We start from the raw sequence: 16,805 nt of genomic DNA on the forward strand, positions 1-16,805 counted from the left end.
TCCTATATGTTATACAACCCGTTTATGGGCGTAAATAACACACTGAAAGAAAACAGACCACTTTAATTTCAAGTTGAAAGGATTGCAAAATAGATGAATGAGACGATTGATGATACAGATATACGCATACTGAAAAGCCTGATCCGGGACGCCAAACGCTCTCACAAAGAGATCGGCGAAGAGGTGCATCTGACCGGACAGGCTGTAGGTGCGAGAGTGCGTAAGCTGCATGATCTGGGTGTGATTGAAGGCTATACGGTAAAATGGAACCCGGAACGCCTCGGCTTGGGCCTGCAGGCATTTGTAACGATTTTGCTGAATTCCGGCGACCGACATGCCGCCTTCCGTGAATTTATGGCTGCGCGTGAAGACATCGTGGAGGTTCACCGTGTCAGCGGAGAGGGCTGTTATCTGATGATCGTACGCACAGGAACAATGGAGCAGCTTGGCAGTTTGCTGGAAGCCATTTTGCCGTATGGAAATTATAGAATGAACCTGTCTGTTGGTATCGAAAAGTCGGAATGATGTGAGCTGGATTTCAGATGTCCTGTTGCTGTTTCTCTCGGAGCGTCTCCTGCAGAAGGACAACTGCTTGACTGAGCTCTTTTTTGGTTAGTAAATGATCGGTCTGGATATGACGCCGGGTGCCGTCTTTCAAATACAGGGCAATCATGGGGGAAGCAGACAATATCCATTTGCTGAAGGCGGGAGAGCCAACCTCAATTTTACGAATCTCATTCCAGGGAATGGTCCGTTTAAGGGTATGAAGTCCTTCATCATTCCAGGATAATAACACAGGAGAACTCGCGATTGCGCGGGATAGAAACATAAAAAATAAAGGCCCGATAAACCACATGCCAAGAATGGCTGCGATGGAATAATACAACGTCTCGAGTTGTCCAGCATGATCGTCATAGATGATCCATAACAGGGTGACACATAACAGCAAGAACAGAAGACAGAGTACTCCTTTCCATATAGCCGTGAAACGGCGATAGCTAATCTGTCGATGCTCCAGCTTCGACTCTGATGATTTGGATAATTCAGGTTTCATAAATACGCCTCCTTAACATCATTTCCCAGAAAATATACCAAACATGCCGCCTGCATCGCAGAGCGGCACGTTCAACGTTATTTAACCCATTTGGTTGGATGAGCTAGCCAGAAATAGCTGAATCATTACCAGCTTCACGCGCATGGGTGTAAAGATCAGCATAGACTCCTTCAGCATCGATCAACTTCTGGTGTGAGCCTTCCTCAACAATCTCACCATTCTCCATAACGAGAATCCGATCTGCATGCATGACTGTAGATAAACGATGCGCAATAACAACCGTTGTTCTTCCCTGAGAGACGGATTCCAGCGCCTGTTGTACCAATTGTTCGGTATGCGAATCCAGATTCGCGGTTGCTTCATCCAGGATAAGCACTCGGGGCTGAAAGACCACGATTCTGGCAAACGATATCAGTTGACGTTCTCCGGCGGACAGACCGCTTCCGCGTTCGGAAAGACGAGTATCATACCCTTGCGGCAGACGTGAAATCATGGCATGTGCTCCGACGAAACGGCAGGCCTGAATAGCCTGCTCTCTCGTAATATCCTCGCGGAACATTCGTACATTGTCAATGATGGAGCCTGAGAAGAGGAATGGTTCCTGCTGGATCAGACCAACGATCCGATGAAGATTGGCCTGTGGGAAATGGCGAATGTCTACTCCATCGATTTCAATGCTGCCCTGATTCACATCGTAAAAGCGATTGAGCAGGGAGATCAACGTACTTTTGCCAGCGCCTGTAGTGCCTACAATGCCCACCATTTCACCTGGATACAGATGCAGATTCATATGCTGAATCAGGGGGCGATCTGCCCGATAGCCGAACGAAACATCATTAAAATCAATCTGTCCCATCACGTTCCTTGGTTCAAGTGTGGAGGCAGTCCCGGGTTTGGGGTCAGCGACTTCCGGACGGGTACTCAGAATGTTCCAGATCCGATCCATGGATACGGTGGTTGATTGGAATGTGTTCCACTGCATGGTGATCTGGTTAATCGGCTGGAAGAACTGACGGATGTAACTGATAAACGCATAGAGCACGCCCACCTGCAATGATTCACCCAGCACGGCACGTCCTCCAAGCCAAACCATCATAACGAGCGCCGCATTGCCAAGGATATCAAACGTCCGGTTGAATATAACATTCGAACGAGCTTGTGTGATATTGGCCTTCAGGTGAAGTTGGTTCTGTTCCGTGAATCTTTTCTTCTGTTCTTCTTCCTGATGGAAGGCCTGGATCAAAAACATGCCGGACAGGTTCTCTGCCGTAAATGCAATCAAACGGGAGAGACGAGTTCGGGCATTCTGATAAGCCCTGCGTAGCTGGCTCCGAAATAATACAGCAACGATGGCGATCACAGGCAACACGATGAGAGAGTACCCTGCGAGTACCGGATCGAGCTGGAACATAAAGACGATAATGAGCACTAGCATCATGCCATCCCGGATGAGACTAAGCAGTACTTGGGTGAAGAAACTACTGATCGTTTCCGTATCACTAGATACATTCGTCACCAGACTGCCGATATGGAAGCGATCAAAGAAAGACATTGACATTTTGGAGATATGCTTGAACAGGTCTTTACGAATGCGAGAGACGATGTTCTGACCGACATGTTGCAGCAGATTGTTTTGTACATAGGTAAAAATAAAGCTGATTACAGCCAGCCCCAAAAAGATAGCTGCCAACTGGACAAGAAAGCCTACACTAGTCTGACCAATTGCCAGATGATCATCGATCGCGATCTTCACCAGGTAAGGCTGAAGCAAATCGGCGGAGATGCCGAGCAGCGAACAGAAAAAAATACCTGCAAAGGCCCATTTATGGGGTTTGGCGTAGGACATCATCGCTTTGAAGGAAGTGCGCTTACTCTGGTCTGCGCCTGCATCGGAACCGGACCCATGCCCTGACGGTGCTTGTGCTCCGGCATCTGAACGAACTTCAGCGTTACGGTCAGTCATGATGTAATCCCTCCTCCTGCAAACGATAGGTTGCAGCATATAACCCTTTTGCGGCCATCAGACCTGCATGTGTTCCCTGTTCAGCGATTCGGCCTTCATCCAGAACGATTATTTCGTCGGCATGACGGACCGCACTAATCCGGTGGGAGATAATCAGCGTTGTTTTTCCTTTGCCGATCTCACGAAGGCTGCGCAGAATGCCACTTTCAGTGACGGCATCCACAGCACTCATGCTGTCATCTAGAATGAGCACCTGCGCTTTTTTGATCAACCCCCGTGCCAGACTGGTGCGCTGACGCTGCCCACCAGACAACGTGAGTCCGCGCTCACCCAGCAGGGTATCGAACCGATCAGGGAACCGGATAATGTTCTCGTATATCATCGCTTGTCGTGCACTGTGCTCTACGGTGTCTAGCGGAACCTCACGGTCGCTAAAAGCGATGTTGTCCCGAATGGTTGTACTGAACAGGAATCCATCCTGCGGTACATAGGCAATACGGGATCGCAGACTTTCCAGCGACAGCTGCCGGATGTCGGTTCCGTTAATACGGATCGTGCCTTCAGGCGGCTCATATGTACGCAACAATAGCTTCACAAAGGTACTTTTACCAGAACCTGTTTTGCCCACAATGCCCACGGTTCGTCCTGCCTGGATATTCAGACTGATGTTTTTGAGCGCAGGGGATAAACTGCCGGGATAGGAAAAGGACAGATTCTCTATCGTGATGTCGTTCACGGCTTTGAGACTGGTCGCATTGGGAAGCTCGCGCACGTCAGGCACTTCCGTCAACAGATCATTTACCCGCTCCAGTGATGCTCCAGAACGCTGCATGGTATTGATCACATTACCGATTTGTTGAAGTGGTCCCATGATGATCCGCAAGTATAGCGTTAATGCAACAAAACTTCCGAGTGTAATGGAGTTATGCATCGTCAAAATTCCGCCAACAAGCAGGGAGACAACCAATGAAATGGCACCCAGTAGCGGTAGCAAGGCCTGGAATAGAGAGGACAGACGAACAAGCCGCAGCTGTTTGCTTTTGATTGCATCTACTGTGAATCCAAAACGTTCACGGGCGCTGTCTTCAATGGCAAATGTTTTGGTTACACGAATACCACCCAGCTGTTCCTCTGCGGATTCCGTCATCGTTGCAAGAGCATCCTGCACATCACGAGAGCGCTTGCGAATTCGCGGACCGAAAAAAACGACCAGAAAGGGAATGGCCAGCAAAGGCACAATACTGATCAGAATAAGTTTCATCGGGATTCCGCTGAGCAGCATCATCACGATGCAAGATAATAATAGAAATGTTGCATTGGTCATCATGGTGACGCCGTTGGAGATGGCTTCACGTACAGAGGTGACATCATTCATGACGTAACTGAGCAGTTTCCCATTTCCCTGTTTGGAAAAATAGTGCTCGCTAAGTTCGGAAAACTTGCCAAAAATGCGCTCACGTGTCATGAATTCGAAGCGGCGTCCAAGCTTCATGATCATGAATTGCCCGGTACCGAATAACAGATTATAAGCGATGGCTATAGCCAAAAGCGAAAGACTGTACCGGATCACCGTATTCATCTGAAGGGTGTTCTGCATGAGTTGATCCGTGAAGCTGCCCAGAATTCGGGGCAAGGACGCCTGACCCACATTGGAGGCAATAATCAGTAGTACAGCGAACAGATATACGGGCCAGTTGGCAATGACATAGCCTCGTAGTAATCCTTTCTTGGACATAAGATTTGTTCTCCTTTGTTCAGGGTAAAAGTTGGTTTGGAATCGGAGTCAAGAAAAGGGCCGACACCTGATAATAGCGCGTCGTGCCCTCTTACTTTATGCGATCCGGTTTGCTGTTTATCCGTCATTCGATAGAATTCTCTATTCTTATTTTTGCGCTAATCGGTAAGGATGTCAACGAAGCAAGCAAGCATAATGGAAAGAAAGCAGATCAGCGCCCGCAGAGTAAGGGATATATGCAGTATTTCCGTCATTTATTCACCAGATGTTGATTTTACTGAAACATTTCAGGAGAGTCTCCCGTCTGTAGGATTGAAGAGGTCAAAAATTGGGTTTACTAAATATGGAGGTGCCAAGAAATGAAACATAAAAAAGGATTGGCTGCAACGCTTGCGCTCTGCGTGTCTTTGACGGCAGGAGGTGCATCGGTACTTGCATTTTCGGATGTAAAAGATGAAGGACAAAAAACGATTGTGGACTCGTTACATGCCAAGGGTGTTGTTAATGGAGTAACGGCGGATCTGTTTCGTCCAGATCTCGCATTGTCCGAGCCACAAGGTGTTCAACTGATCGTGAACGCTTTTGGTCTGAAGAATGAATACGCTGCCGCCTCGGCACAAAATAAAATTAGTCCAACGACCTGGTACGCCGATGCCGTTCAGGCTGCAACACAGAATGGTCTGTCCATTCCGGTGGAGTTGAATCCACAGGCCAAAATGACGCGTGAGCAGTTTGCTATTTTGCTCCTTGAAGGGATTAATACAACCGGAGAATATCCGGTGATCATGCTGTATAATGATATTAAGGACGAAAATAAAATCGGTAAGGACGCCAAATCTGCGGTCCAGAACCTGCTGAACATGGACATCATTGAACTGGATAAGGACGGAAACTTCCGTCCAGATCAGTCGCTTACCCGTATGGAGGCTGCAAGCATGATCTTCAATGCACTTGAATTCGTAGATAAGCACGGCAATGGCGGATCGACTGAACCGACTCCAACGAATCCGGGCGAAGGCCAACAAGGGATTGTGCCTACCGTGACATCAACCAAAGTGGATGACAAGACGGTAAAAGTCAAACTGACCGCACAAATGCCTCATCCTGGTTACGGGTTGAAGATTGAAGATGTGAAACTGGAGAAGGATGGACGTGCCATTGTGCTGTATACCATTATCCAACCTGACCCGGACATGATGTATCCAATGGTTATTACTGATGTTACCGCAGAGACAGACATTCCAACAGGATACACTGCAGAAGCACAGCCTTCTGGAAAATAATCGAGCCTTACCAGCGTGCTTCGATCCTTGATCGGAGCGCGCTTTTTTTTTGATTTCTTTCTGAAACCGACGATCGATATGAAGAATTTGCGTAGGGAGAGGGGCTGTCTTTCAGTCCGAATCTTGAGTAGTCCGACTGAAATGTAATAATTCTATTTATAAATGTTATATTTTGTGACTCATAGGTGGTTAGAAAAGTAGGATTGAGTTAATTTGTGTAATGTTATATTACATTAAAATTCTCGTTTATAAGATGTAAATCAATATCTATATAGGTGATAAAGCTGCTTCGTGTTAACGGAGCGGCTTTTTTTCTGGCCTGATCCAAAAATTATCATTCATTCCAGCCCTCTATGTCATGTGCAAAATCAACATATATGACTGGATATACCCAGTGTTTATCTACGTTTGTGTGCATTGTAGTCAAGGATAAAAACGACATATTTACCGAGCGGGGAAGAAACTCATAGAATAAAGCCAAGCCATAAGGGTGCTTGATGCAGGTGGTAAATATATGATAGATAATATTACATTTATGTGATTGAATTAAATCTATCCTTATCACTTTTTCTAAGCATCAGGTAGAGAAGGAAGACAAATGCATAAGAATGGCAGAGCATGCTAAGACCTTGCGACCTGTATGACCGATGTGAATCCAGAATGCGACCTACACACATGGAATACCTCTTTCCTAAACATATGTGGGTTTTGACTTTAAGGTCTGTTTCTCAACTTTCATTCAGATCGGACATCTCTCAAGTTCATGCGAAGCTACTCCAAACGACAACTTTAAGAGGAAAATGAGTCAAATTCCACATGTTTTATGCCTCCAAAATGACAATGACAAGTTTAAACCAAAAGCGTAAACCCTTGTTTTAACAGTACTTTCCGTGTTTTTAACAGTGAAGATCGAAATAGCATATTTACGGATTCGGAAATGATCCATAAACTCAGTATGTAAGCGTTACCAAATTGCGAGGGGAACAAGGCCTCGCATGATAGAAATGTGGTCCGGGACTCATTCCTTACATTTGAACAGGAGTGTTTCGCTCTTCTTACAAAACGGACGGATTTTCATTTAGAAAAGGAGGAAACAACTGATGCAGCCAGAAGGGAAGTCCGCCTTGTCGCAAAACCTATCGGTGTACACGATTCCGAACAGCAAGAAAAATAAATTATGGAGAAGGATGATTCGAAACTGGGAGTTGTATCTGTTTATCGCGCCAGCATTTCTATACTTTCTGATTTTTCATTACGGGCCGATGTACGGCATACAAATCGCATTCAAAAACTTTATCCCGACGCTTGGTGTTACGGGAAGCCCGTGGGTTGGGTTCGATCATTTTATCCGCTTCTTTAATTCGTATTATTTCTGGGATTTGTTATGGAATACCCTCAGTATCAGCTTGTATGAGCTGGCTATAGGTTTTCCGCTGCCGATCATTCTGGCGTTAGCCTTCAATGAAGTAAAGGACTCCTTCTTCAAACGTACCGTACAGACGGTCACGTATGCACCACATTTTATTTCGGTCGTTGTCATGTCGGGTATGATCATTACCTTCTTATCGCCTTCGTCAGGCATGATTGTCAATTTGGTGGAGGCTCTTGGATTTCAGGCCCCTCAATTTCTGACGGACCCTGCGTGGTTCAAGACGGTGTACGTACTCTCAGGTGTCTGGCAGAGTGCAGGCTGGGGTACCATTATATACCTCGCAGCTCTCTCGGGTGTGGACCCGCAACTGCATGAAGCAGCTGTGGTGGACGGTGCGAGCCGGTTTAAACGGATTCTGCATATTAACATTCCAGCGATCATCCCTACGATCACCATTTTGTTAATTCTGAATATGGGCAGTATTCTGGGTGTCGGATTCGAGAAGATCTTGCTACTGCAAAATCCGTTGAACATGGGTTCATCCGATGTCATCTCGACATTTGTCTATCGGTCCGGTCTGGTTGATGCGCAATACAGTTTCTCCACAGCTGTAGGATTGTTTAATTCGGTAGTTAATGCAATTCTGCTGATTACGGTGAACCAAATAGCACGTCGCACCAGTGAAAATAGTTTGTGGTAAAAGGAGGGGGAAACACATGTCAACCGCGGTTAAGGAAAGCAGAAGCGATAAAGTGTTCTTATGGTGCAACTACATCTATCTGACGATAGCGCTCGTCATTGTGCTTTACCCGCTGTTATACATCATTAGCGCCTCAATCAGTGATCCCAAATTTGTAAGCTCCGGTGAGATGTGGTTGCTACCTAAAGGAATTACGTTTGAAGGTTATGCCCGCGTATTTGAGAACACCAACATCTGGATTGGATACAAAAATACGATCATCTATACTGTCTTAGGTACACTCGTCAACCTGATGGTTACTCTTCCAGCAGCCTACGCGCTCAGCCGCTCTGATTTTGCGGGACGTGGATTCTTCATGGCTATGTTTATGGTAACGATGTTCTTCAGCGGAGGGCTTGTCCCGAGCTACTTGCTGGTTAAAGATCTTGGTATGGTGAACAGCATTTGGGCACTTATTCTGCCGGGAGCTGCATCCATCTGGAATATTATCGTATGCCGTACGTTTTTCCAATCGACCATTCCCAAGGAGCTGCAGGAAGCGGCCCATATCGACGGGTGTACCAACACTCGGTTGTTCATTCGAATTGTGCTTCCGCTTTCCATGCCAATCATTGCCGTGATGGCGCTCTTCTACGGTGTCGGACACTGGAACAGCTATTTCAGTGCCATGATCTATTTAAATGATTCCTCGAAGTATCCACTGCAGCTCTTTCTGCGCCAAATCCTGGTACTTCAGGAGATGGCAGCACAGGGCGGGGGAGCTATCGATACCTCTTCAGCAACAGCGATGAATTCCAAAGCGGAAATTGCTGCGCTGGTCAAATATGCTGTCATTATTGTTTCAACTTTACCTGTGATTGCAATTTATCCATTTCTTCAGCGTTACTTTGTGCAGGGTGTTATGATCGGTTCCGTTAAGGGATGATCTTAAACCATAATCCACACTAAAAAAGGGGAGTTGTCGTCATGAAAAAGCTTCGCAAGGCTTCATCCATTGTACTCTGCCTTACCCTATCAGCAGCATTGCTTGCAGCTTGTGGTTCCAATGAAGATGGAGGTTCTGCGACTTCAAATGTCGAAGGGGTCAAAAAAGAAGGATTCCCGATTGTGGACAAACCACTTACGTTAAAGGTCATGTCCCAGGATGCAGGCGTAGCCGACTGGAACACGATGCCAGTCCTGCAAGAGATGGAGAAATTGTCAGGCATCAAGCTGGAGTACCAGCTTTCTCCGATCGACAGCTTTGAAACAAAGAAGAACCTGGTATTCGCGAGCGGCGATTTACCGGATATGTTCTATGCTGCGGATCTCAAGCCAGCTGAGCAGGTTACTTATGGAACTCAAGGCATTCTGATCCCACTGGAAAAATACATTGATGAGGGCTATGCCCCGAATATTAAGAAGATTCTCGACGAAAACCCGGATGTTCGCAAATCATTTACAACGCCTGACGGACATATGTATGCACTGCCATTTATCGATACGGCTGCCGTGTGGTACAGAGGCCCGATGTGGTATAACGGGGAATTCCTAAAAGCACTTAATGTAGAGGAACCTAAGACGACGGAAGAATTATATACGTACCTGAAGCGTGTTAAGGAAGAAGACCCTAACGGCAACGGACAACAAGATGAAATTCCGCTTACTTCTGTAAAACTGGACGATCTTCGTATGTACTTCTTCGGATTCTGGGGAATGTACAACGAAGGAATCTACGCGGATAAGGACGGAAAAGTTCACTATCCTTATCAAGAAGAAGGTTATAAAGGTTATCTGACGTTCATGAACCGCTTGTGGAAAGAAGATTTGCTGGATCATGAGACCTTCTCTCAAACAGGCGATCAGAAAAAAGCAAAAGGCGAAAGCAACAAGCTTGCGCTGTTCAATGACTACCATCCATACTTCACACTCGGCGGCGAGCCTAGCACGAAGCATCCGCTGATGACACCCGTGAAGAGTGAGATCGCAGACTCACCTGTATACGGTAAACACCCAGGCATATCGGCACGTGGTACATTTGCTATTACGAGCAGTAACCCGTCTCCTGAGGCAACGATGCGTTGGATCGATTATATGTACAGCTACGATGGGGCGACCCTGTTCAATCAAGGTCCTGAAGGTCTGCTGTGGAAATTCAAAGACAAGGAAAATCTCGTAAAAGAGTGGTTGCCTGTTCCTGGCGGCGGGGATCGTGAGGAATATCGCGGTAAAATCACGCCGAACTATGGCATTTTGACACCGGGTATTAATGATCCGGATATCGCGAAAGGTCTTCGCACCGAATTTGATGAATGGCTTGACCAGCAGAATCAAGAGAAGTTGGTGCCTATCGGAAAATCACCATTCCCTAACGTTTATTTAACAAATGAAGAGCAAAGCGAAGCGACCGCTTTATTATCTGATCTGGATACGTACGTCAAGCAGATGGAAGCGAAGTTCGTAACAGGCCAAGAGCCGCTTGAGAACTGGGATAAGTATATTGCACAGATCAAAAAAATGGGCAGCGACCGTATCGTTGAACTGTATCAAGGGGCATACGATCGCTGGAACACAGGCCAATAAGAACAAGGACTCCAGAAAGAGGTGTGAACAAGGATGCAGAAATGGTTTGAAGAGGCCAAGCTGGGAATATTCATCCACTATGGCATCTATGCTGTGGACGGGGTTTCGGAATCATGGTCCTTCTATAATGGAAGGATCTCCTACGAAGAGTACATGAAGCAGCTGGACGGCTTTACGGCATCGAAGTTTAATGCACAGAAGTGGGCGGACTTGATTGAGAAATCCGGAGCTCGATACGCCGTGCTGACAACGAAGCATCATGACGGTGTTGCTCTGTGGGATACGCAGTATAGTGACCTCAATGTCGTTAAGCAGACACCAGCGAATCGGGATCTCGTGAGGGAATATGCGGAAGCAATTCGGGAGAAGGGCATACATCTGGGGATGTACTTTTCGCTGATTGATTGGTCGCACCCGGATTATCCTAGCGTGTTTGAAGGTGGAAAGGTACCGGAGGATCTCAGCAGTGTCAATCGGCATTCAAGCCCTGTGGATGGTGCTCAGGATCAGGAGAAATGGAAGAAATTCCTTGAGTTCAATAACCACCAGCTGCGGGAGATCATGACGAATTACGGAAAGGTGGATCTGCTGTGGTTCGATGGGGACTGGGAGCGAAGCGCCGAGCAGTGGAACCTGCCGGAGTTCAAGCATTACCTGCAATCTTTTAACCCAGATGTCATCATCAACTCCCGCCTTCAAGGTTATGGGGATTATAAAACGCCAGAGCAAGGCATCCCGATTACAAGACCGGAGGGACCATGGGAGTTCTGCACCACGATCAACACATCATGGGGCTATGTGCCAACAGACCATAAATACAAATCGTTAAATCAGATCATTCGGATGTTCTGTGATTGTATTTCGATGGGTGGCAACATGTTGCTGGATATCGGTCCGCGCGAGGATGGCACCATTGATAAGAGGCAGGAGGATATTCTGCTTGGACTGGGAGCTTGGATCCGAACCCATGAAGAGGCCGTCTTTGGAACGGGCGAAGGTATTATGCCTCGCTATTATCTGGGGGGAAGCACCGTATCCGAGGACAGAAAGACATTGTATCTGTTTGTTTATGACGATCCAAAAGAGAATGTATGCATCAAGGGACTATGCAATAAAATCAAGAAGATTACTGTGCTGCATTCGGGCAAAGAACTTAACCATGAGATTCATGGGGGTGTGCCTTGGTTCAATATCCCGGGGACAACGTGGATCAAAATGACCCCGGAGGACACACATGAGCAGGTGACGGTTCTTAAGCTCGAATTCGACGAGGAACTGGAAATGTACGGCGGTTCAGGAGCCGTTGTTACCCATAACTAACATTACGGGAGGGCATGCACTTATAGATGCATGCCCTCCCTCATGAAGCGGAGAGAGCGATATGAACCAAAGTGGAGTACCTGAGCCGAAGATTGAGTATGCTCCCAAACATTATATATGCAAGCGTGCGCAGGAACCGCTGATGCTGGACGGCCGCGTAGATAAGGCATTCTGGGATGCAGCTCATTGGACGGATGATTTCGTTGATATCGAAGGGGATCTTCGTCCGAAACCAGCAAAACAGACTCGGGTAAAAATGCTGTGGGATGACGACTATTTCTACTTTGCTGCCGAACTGATTGAAGATCAGATATGGGCTACGTTGACCGAGCGGGACTCTGTTATTTTCTATGACAATGATTTTGAGATTTTTATCGATCCCGACGGGGATACCCATCAATATTATGAGTTCGAGATCAATGCGCTGAATACGGTGTGGGACCTGTTATTGGTGAAGCCGTATCGGGATGGTGGACCTCCGGTCAACGGTTGGGATATCAGCGGTCTTAAGACGGCCGTACATATCGATGGGGAGCTGAACACACCTGGCGCCGATAACCGAAAATGGAGCGTCGAGGTCGCGATTCCGTGGACCAGTCTAAAGGAATGTGCAGAAGGCAACCGTCCTCCTGCACCGGGTGAGTTCTGGCGTGTCAACTTCTCACGGGTGGAATGGCAGACCGAGGTGCAGGATGGTGAGTACCGCAAGGTGGTGAATCCGGATACAGGCAAACCTTATCCGGAGGACAACTGGGTCTGGTCACCCATGGGTATTATCAACATGCATTATCCGGAGCTATGGGGATATGTCGTATTTTCGGATGACGGAATGGATCAGCCCTTTGAGCTGCCAGAAGACGAACGAATCAAATGGGAACTTCGCAGACTCTACTACCGTGAACGCAATTATTTTGAAGCACATGGTGAATTTACACAGGATGTGAAGTTACTTATGGGTGAGGAAACATTGATTTGCCAGCCTGTAATTGAAACGACCCGTAGCCTATTCCAGATTAGTACGCCTTCCTCGGACGGCACCACCTTAATCTGTATTCGGGAAGACGGAAAGCTGTGGAAGGAGTGAGCTAGCGATGACCAGCCAAACCTTAGTATTCTCGATGGATGCACAGTCCTTGGAGCGGATCGAGCAGAAATTCCAGGAGAAGTTAAACTTTGCGGATACCCGCAAAGATAAACTGTTTCATGTGTTTCAGCAGCCATTAACTGAAGAAGAGGCATGGGCTTTAAAATATGTGTATGCCTACATGCCGGTGAACGACCTAGCTGATTATGATGGGGAACTGTTCCTCAGTCATGTGCGTCGGGCACTGGACATTCGCAAGCGTGTGCCTTGGGGGGAACGCGTACCAGATCATCTGTTTCTGCATTTTGTGCTCCCCTATCGAATCAATACAGAGAATATTGAAGATTTTCGTGGCATTATCTTTGACGAGTTGGCCGATCGGACAGCGAAGTTATCCATGGCGGATGCCATTCTGGAGACCAATTACTGGTGTCATGAAAAAGCGACTTATATTGGCAGCGATCTGCGAACGATATCGCCGCTGACGATGATTCGGAATGCCCGCGGCCGTTGTGGAGAAGAATCCACGCTGGCGGTAGCCGCTCTTCGTAGCATTGGCATACCTGCCCGTCAGGTCTACACACCACGCTGGGCTCACTGTGACAGCAATCATGCTTGGGTAGAAGCCTGGGCGGACGGCCAGTGGTATTACATTGGGGCATGCGAGCCGGAAGCCGGATTGAATCAAGGGTGGTTCAGTCCACCAGCCCGCAGGGCCATGCTGATTAATACGAGGATATTTGCCGACTATCCGGGACCGGAGGATATAACACTCTCCGAGAAGGGATATACGGAGATCAATTTACTGGAGAACTATGCGCCAGCGCATACCATCTGCGTGAAGGTGGTAAATGAGCAGGGAGCGCCCGTGCCTGAAGCGAGTGTCCGCTTTGAGCTATACAATAGTGCTGAGTTTTATCCCATTGCCGAAATCAAGACTGATGAGCAAGGAGAAGCTTCCTTTAAGACAGGCCATGGCGACCTAGTGATTCGTGCGGTTAGTGGTAGCAAGTGGGTTGAAATTCTATTCAAAGCTCAGGACGGTGCTCATGTTGAGCTTGTGTTGAAATCGTTAGAGCAGCCATCAGGGATCGTGGATTTTGATATGGTTCCTCCTCCGGAAGGGGAGGGAGAAGTAGTGGCTTCGTTACCAGAAGAGAAGATCCGGGATCACAACCGCCGCCTGGAGGAAGGTACGAAGATTCGGAGTGGATATGAGGATACATTCCTGAGTGAGGAAGATGCATTTGCATTGGCTCATACAACTGGACTGCCTCCGGAGCGCGTATGGGATATTCTACAGAAGGCACGGGGTAACAGCCGCGAAATCGCTGCTTTCCTAGAGGAACGTTCCGGTGAATTTGGAGAGTGGCCACTACAGTTGCTGGAGTCGATGAACGAAAAAGACTTGATTGATACTTTTCGGCCGACACTGGACGATCATCTTATAGGTGCACTTTCGCAGCGTGGACGATGGGCAGAAGAGACGTTTGTGAAGTACATCCTGTGCCCGAGGGTCTCTTATGAAATGGTGGTGCCTTATCGATCCGTATTCCAGAATGCTTATTCCGAGGAAGAAGCAGCGGCGTTCAGGGAAGATCCTTCGATGCTTGCATGCAATCTGGAACAGAGCTATTCGTATTATGAGGATCTCCCTAACCTGAAAGGCAAGGGAAACCCTGTAGGTACGTACAGCCTGATGAAGGGAGATCCACAGTCGCTCGATATACTATTTGTGGCTGTGTGCCGCAGTTTGGGCATTCCGGCCCGATTGCATCCGAGCGAGCAGAAACCGCAGTATCTTAGTGACAAAGGCTGGGAGGATGCGGTGTTCAGTCTCACCTCTTCGCGAAATCAGGAGAGCTCAAGCTGGGGAATGCTGCAACTTCTCAAGGATTCAGAGGCTCGGGAGGATGCGCCGTCAGCATCCTATGCGGAGAATTTCTCGTTGGCCCGTCTGGAGGATGGCGTGTACAAAACGCTGATTTATCCATATGGTCACACTGATATCTATAGCGATCCATTTGAGGTTGAACCGGGAGCTTATCGCTTAACGACTGGCATCCGTCTGAAAGATGGAACGGTAAGAGTCCGTTTCATTTACTGCATCGTGCGGGCTGGAGCCACCACGGAGGTAGTACTGACTTATCGCGAGACGGTGGTAGACATCCCTGTGCTGGGTAAACTGGCAACCGGCAATGAACTGACTCGTTTGGATGGTTCAGAGGTGGTGCTGAAGGACCTTCTGGGATCAGAGGGGGCCATTGCCGCGTGGATTGAACCAGAACGGGAACCGACCAAACATCTGATTCGTGAGCTGTGTGAGCTGGCTGAGCCGTTGGATAAGCTGGGCGTGCCAATCGTGCTGGTGATCGGAGATACAGAATGGAACGCCTCCTTTGACTCTGGGGCTTATCCGAAGCTGCCGGTACGTACGATTTTTGTACGGGATTCAAGCTATGCGGCCTTGTCCGGTTTCATTTCGAAACCTGCCGCTCACGAAGCGGGCTATCCGCATCTGTTCGTGTTGGATAATCAGGATCGAATCCGATACTCGGCCTCAGGGTACAAGATTGGTACAGGCAAGGAAGCTCTGCAGATTGCTGCTGCGATATCTCAATCATTGAATGGATCGGAGTGAAAGCGGATGACGAAATATATTGCTGCTGGTTATGTCGTCGATTCTGTTCTTCCCGACATGACGGATAAGGATCTGTTGAAATTAACACATCTGAATGTAGCCTTTGGACATGTCAAGAATGATGAAATCTCCACCGAGCATTTAAAAAACGGAGAGGTTATCCGTAATATTAAGCGGGAGCATCCGAATCTAACGGTGCTGCTTTCCGTAGGCGGATGGAGCGCTGGTGGTTTCTCTGAAGCCGCCTCAACCCAGTCGGGAAGGGACAGTATGGCCGCATCAGCGGTTAGGGTGCTGGAGGAATACCCTTTTGACGGAATCGATCTGGACTGGGAGTATCCTTGTTACGGTGAAGCCGGTATCGCATCCAGTCCTGATGATAAACGGAATTTCACCTTACTTCTCAAAACGATCCGGGAAACGCTGGATGCCAAGGGCTCCGAGGATGGCCGTCATTATCTGCTCACCATTGCGGCAGGGGCTGATCAATACTACGTAGACGGTACAGAGATGGCTGAGGTGCAGCAGTACCTGGACTTTGTGCAGTTGATGACCTATGATATGCGCGGCGGTTTTCAGGTTCTGACCGGACATCATACGAATCTGTATACACCAACCGGTGATCTGTTCCGAATTAGTACAGATGCTTCCGTAAATGTGTTCGTCCGTGCCGGCGTTCCGAAGGAGAAGATCGTTATCGGCGCTGCGTTCTACTCCCGGATCTGGACTGAGGTTCCTGACCGAAACCACGGCCTTCACCAAATGGCCGGTAGCACAGGCGGCTATGGTCCGGCATTTGCCGAACTGGAAGCGAAGTACATCAACAAGAATGGTTATATCCGTTATTGGGATGAGGAAGCCTGTGCACCGTTTCTGTTTAATGGGTCGAGCTTAATATCTTATGATGATGAAGAATCGATTCAGTGCAAATGTGATTACGTGAAGGATCAGGGACTGGCCGGCATCATGTTCTGGGAATACGGCTGTGATCCCACTCATCGTCTGCTGGGTGCAATACATCAAGGGCTTCAAGATGTTCCGGTAGAGAAATAGAAGAAGAGAGTCGGTTGCGAAGGATCGGCTTGCCTATA

12 protein-coding genes are annotated in these 16,805 nt (G+C 47.9%); 9 read left to right on the plus strand and 3 right to left on the minus strand.

The window, feature by feature from the left end:
• The first annotated feature begins 93 nt into the window (after positions 1-93).
• Entirely contained in the window at positions 94-525 is a 432-nt protein-coding gene (locus CS562_RS11330; protein ID WP_099855724.1) for an Lrp/AsnC family transcriptional regulator, read from the plus strand.
• Positions 526-538: 13 nt separating this feature from the next.
• Here the strand turns inward: CS562_RS11330 and CS562_RS11335 are convergent, their stop codons facing one another.
• The 3 genes from CS562_RS11335 to CS562_RS11345 form a co-directional block, all read right to left on the minus strand.
• The gene (locus tag CS562_RS11335) at positions 539-1,054 is read right to left on the minus strand and encodes a hypothetical protein (protein ID WP_099855726.1); all 516 of its coding nucleotides are present in this window, start codon (positions 1,052-1,054) and stop codon (positions 539-541) included.
• Positions 1,055-1,157: 103 nt separating this feature from the next.
• Entirely contained in the window at positions 1,158-2,903 is a 1,746-nt protein-coding gene (locus CS562_RS11340; RefSeq protein ID WP_083679000.1) for an ABC transporter ATP-binding protein, read from the minus strand.
• A 106-nt stretch (positions 2,904-3,009) separates the two neighbouring features.
• The gene (locus tag CS562_RS11345; RefSeq protein ID WP_099855728.1) at positions 3,010-4,752 is read right to left on the minus strand and encodes an ABC transporter ATP-binding protein; all 1,743 of its coding nucleotides are present in this window, start codon (positions 4,750-4,752) and stop codon (positions 3,010-3,012) included.
• A 359-nt stretch (positions 4,753-5,111) separates the two neighbouring features.
• On the opposite strand from CS562_RS11345, the gene CS562_RS11350 reads away from it, so the two are divergent.
• The 8 genes from CS562_RS11350 to CS562_RS11385 all read left to right on the plus strand — a co-directional run bounded on the left by CS562_RS11350 (position 5,112) and on the right by CS562_RS11385 (position 16,767).
• A complete protein-coding gene (locus CS562_RS11350) occupies positions 5,112-6,035 on the plus strand; it encodes an S-layer homology domain-containing protein (RefSeq protein WP_090997860.1) in 924 nt (307 codons plus the stop codon).
• A gap of 1,100 nt (positions 6,036-7,135) precedes the next feature.
• Positions 7,136-8,107, plus strand: coding sequence for an ABC transporter permease (locus CS562_RS11355; RefSeq protein WP_076290185.1), 972 nt, complete (start codon positions 7,136-7,138; stop codon positions 8,105-8,107).
• Positions 8,108-8,123: 16 nt separating this feature from the next.
• Entirely contained in the window at positions 8,124-9,032 is a 909-nt protein-coding gene (locus CS562_RS11360) for a carbohydrate ABC transporter permease (protein WP_076290184.1), read from the plus strand.
• Positions 9,033-9,073: 41 nt separating this feature from the next.
• Entirely contained in the window at positions 9,074-10,669 is a 1,596-nt protein-coding gene (locus CS562_RS11365) for an extracellular solute-binding protein (RefSeq protein ID WP_064640230.1), read from the plus strand.
• A gap of 33 nt (positions 10,670-10,702) precedes the next feature.
• On the plus strand, positions 10,703-11,989 hold the full coding sequence (locus CS562_RS11370) for an alpha-L-fucosidase (RefSeq protein WP_099855730.1): 1,287 nt from the start codon (positions 10,703-10,705) through the stop codon (positions 11,987-11,989).
• A 61-nt stretch (positions 11,990-12,050) separates the two neighbouring features.
• Positions 12,051-13,073 carry a carbohydrate-binding family 9-like protein gene (locus CS562_RS11375; RefSeq protein WP_099855732.1) on the plus strand — a complete coding sequence of 341 codons (1,023 nt, stop codon included), beginning with the start codon at positions 12,051-12,053 and terminating at the stop codon, positions 13,071-13,073.
• Positions 13,074-13,080: 7 nt separating this feature from the next.
• Entirely contained in the window at positions 13,081-15,714 is a 2,634-nt protein-coding gene (locus CS562_RS11380; RefSeq protein WP_099855734.1) for a transglutaminase domain-containing protein, read from the plus strand.
• Between the two features lie 6 nt (positions 15,715-15,720).
• A complete protein-coding gene (locus tag CS562_RS11385) occupies positions 15,721-16,767 on the plus strand; it encodes a glycoside hydrolase family 18 protein (protein WP_099855736.1) in 1,047 nt (348 codons plus the stop codon).
• Positions 16,768-16,805: the final 38 nt, after the last annotated feature.

It is taken from the genome of Paenibacillus sp. LK1, from assembly GCF_002750415.1.
Taxonomy (GTDB): Bacteria; Bacillota; Bacilli; order Paenibacillales; family Paenibacillaceae; genus Paenibacillus; species Paenibacillus taichungensis.

Excerpts from the sequence above, each read along its gene's own strand:
- CS562_RS11330 (WP_099855724.1), top strand. The coding sequence starts at position 94 with ATGAATGAGACGATTGATGATACAGATATACGCATACTGAAAAGCCTG.
- CS562_RS11335 (WP_099855726.1), bottom strand. The coding sequence starts at position 1,054 with ATGAAACCTGAATTATCCAAATCATCAGAGTCGAAGCTGGAGCATCGA.
- CS562_RS11340 (WP_083679000.1), bottom strand. The coding sequence starts at position 2,903 with ATGATGTCCTACGCCAAACCCCATAAATGGGCCTTTGCAGGTATTTTT.
- CS562_RS11345 (WP_099855728.1), bottom strand. The coding sequence starts at position 4,752 with ATGTCCAAGAAAGGATTACTACGAGGCTATGTCATTGCCAACTGGCCC.
- CS562_RS11350 (WP_090997860.1), top strand. The coding sequence starts at position 5,112 with ATGAAACATAAAAAAGGATTGGCTGCAACGCTTGCGCTCTGCGTGTCT.
- CS562_RS11355 (WP_076290185.1), top strand. The coding sequence starts at position 7,136 with ATGCAGCCAGAAGGGAAGTCCGCCTTGTCGCAAAACCTATCGGTGTAC.
- CS562_RS11360 (WP_076290184.1), top strand. The coding sequence starts at position 8,124 with ATGTCAACCGCGGTTAAGGAAAGCAGAAGCGATAAAGTGTTCTTATGG.
- CS562_RS11365 (WP_064640230.1), top strand. The coding sequence starts at position 9,074 with ATGAAAAAGCTTCGCAAGGCTTCATCCATTGTACTCTGCCTTACCCTA.
- CS562_RS11370 (WP_099855730.1), top strand. The coding sequence starts at position 10,703 with ATGCAGAAATGGTTTGAAGAGGCCAAGCTGGGAATATTCATCCACTAT.
- CS562_RS11375 (WP_099855732.1), top strand. The coding sequence starts at position 12,051 with ATGAACCAAAGTGGAGTACCTGAGCCGAAGATTGAGTATGCTCCCAAA.
- CS562_RS11380 (WP_099855734.1), top strand. The coding sequence starts at position 13,081 with ATGACCAGCCAAACCTTAGTATTCTCGATGGATGCACAGTCCTTGGAG.
- CS562_RS11385 (WP_099855736.1), top strand. The coding sequence starts at position 15,721 with ATGACGAAATATATTGCTGCTGGTTATGTCGTCGATTCTGTTCTTCCC.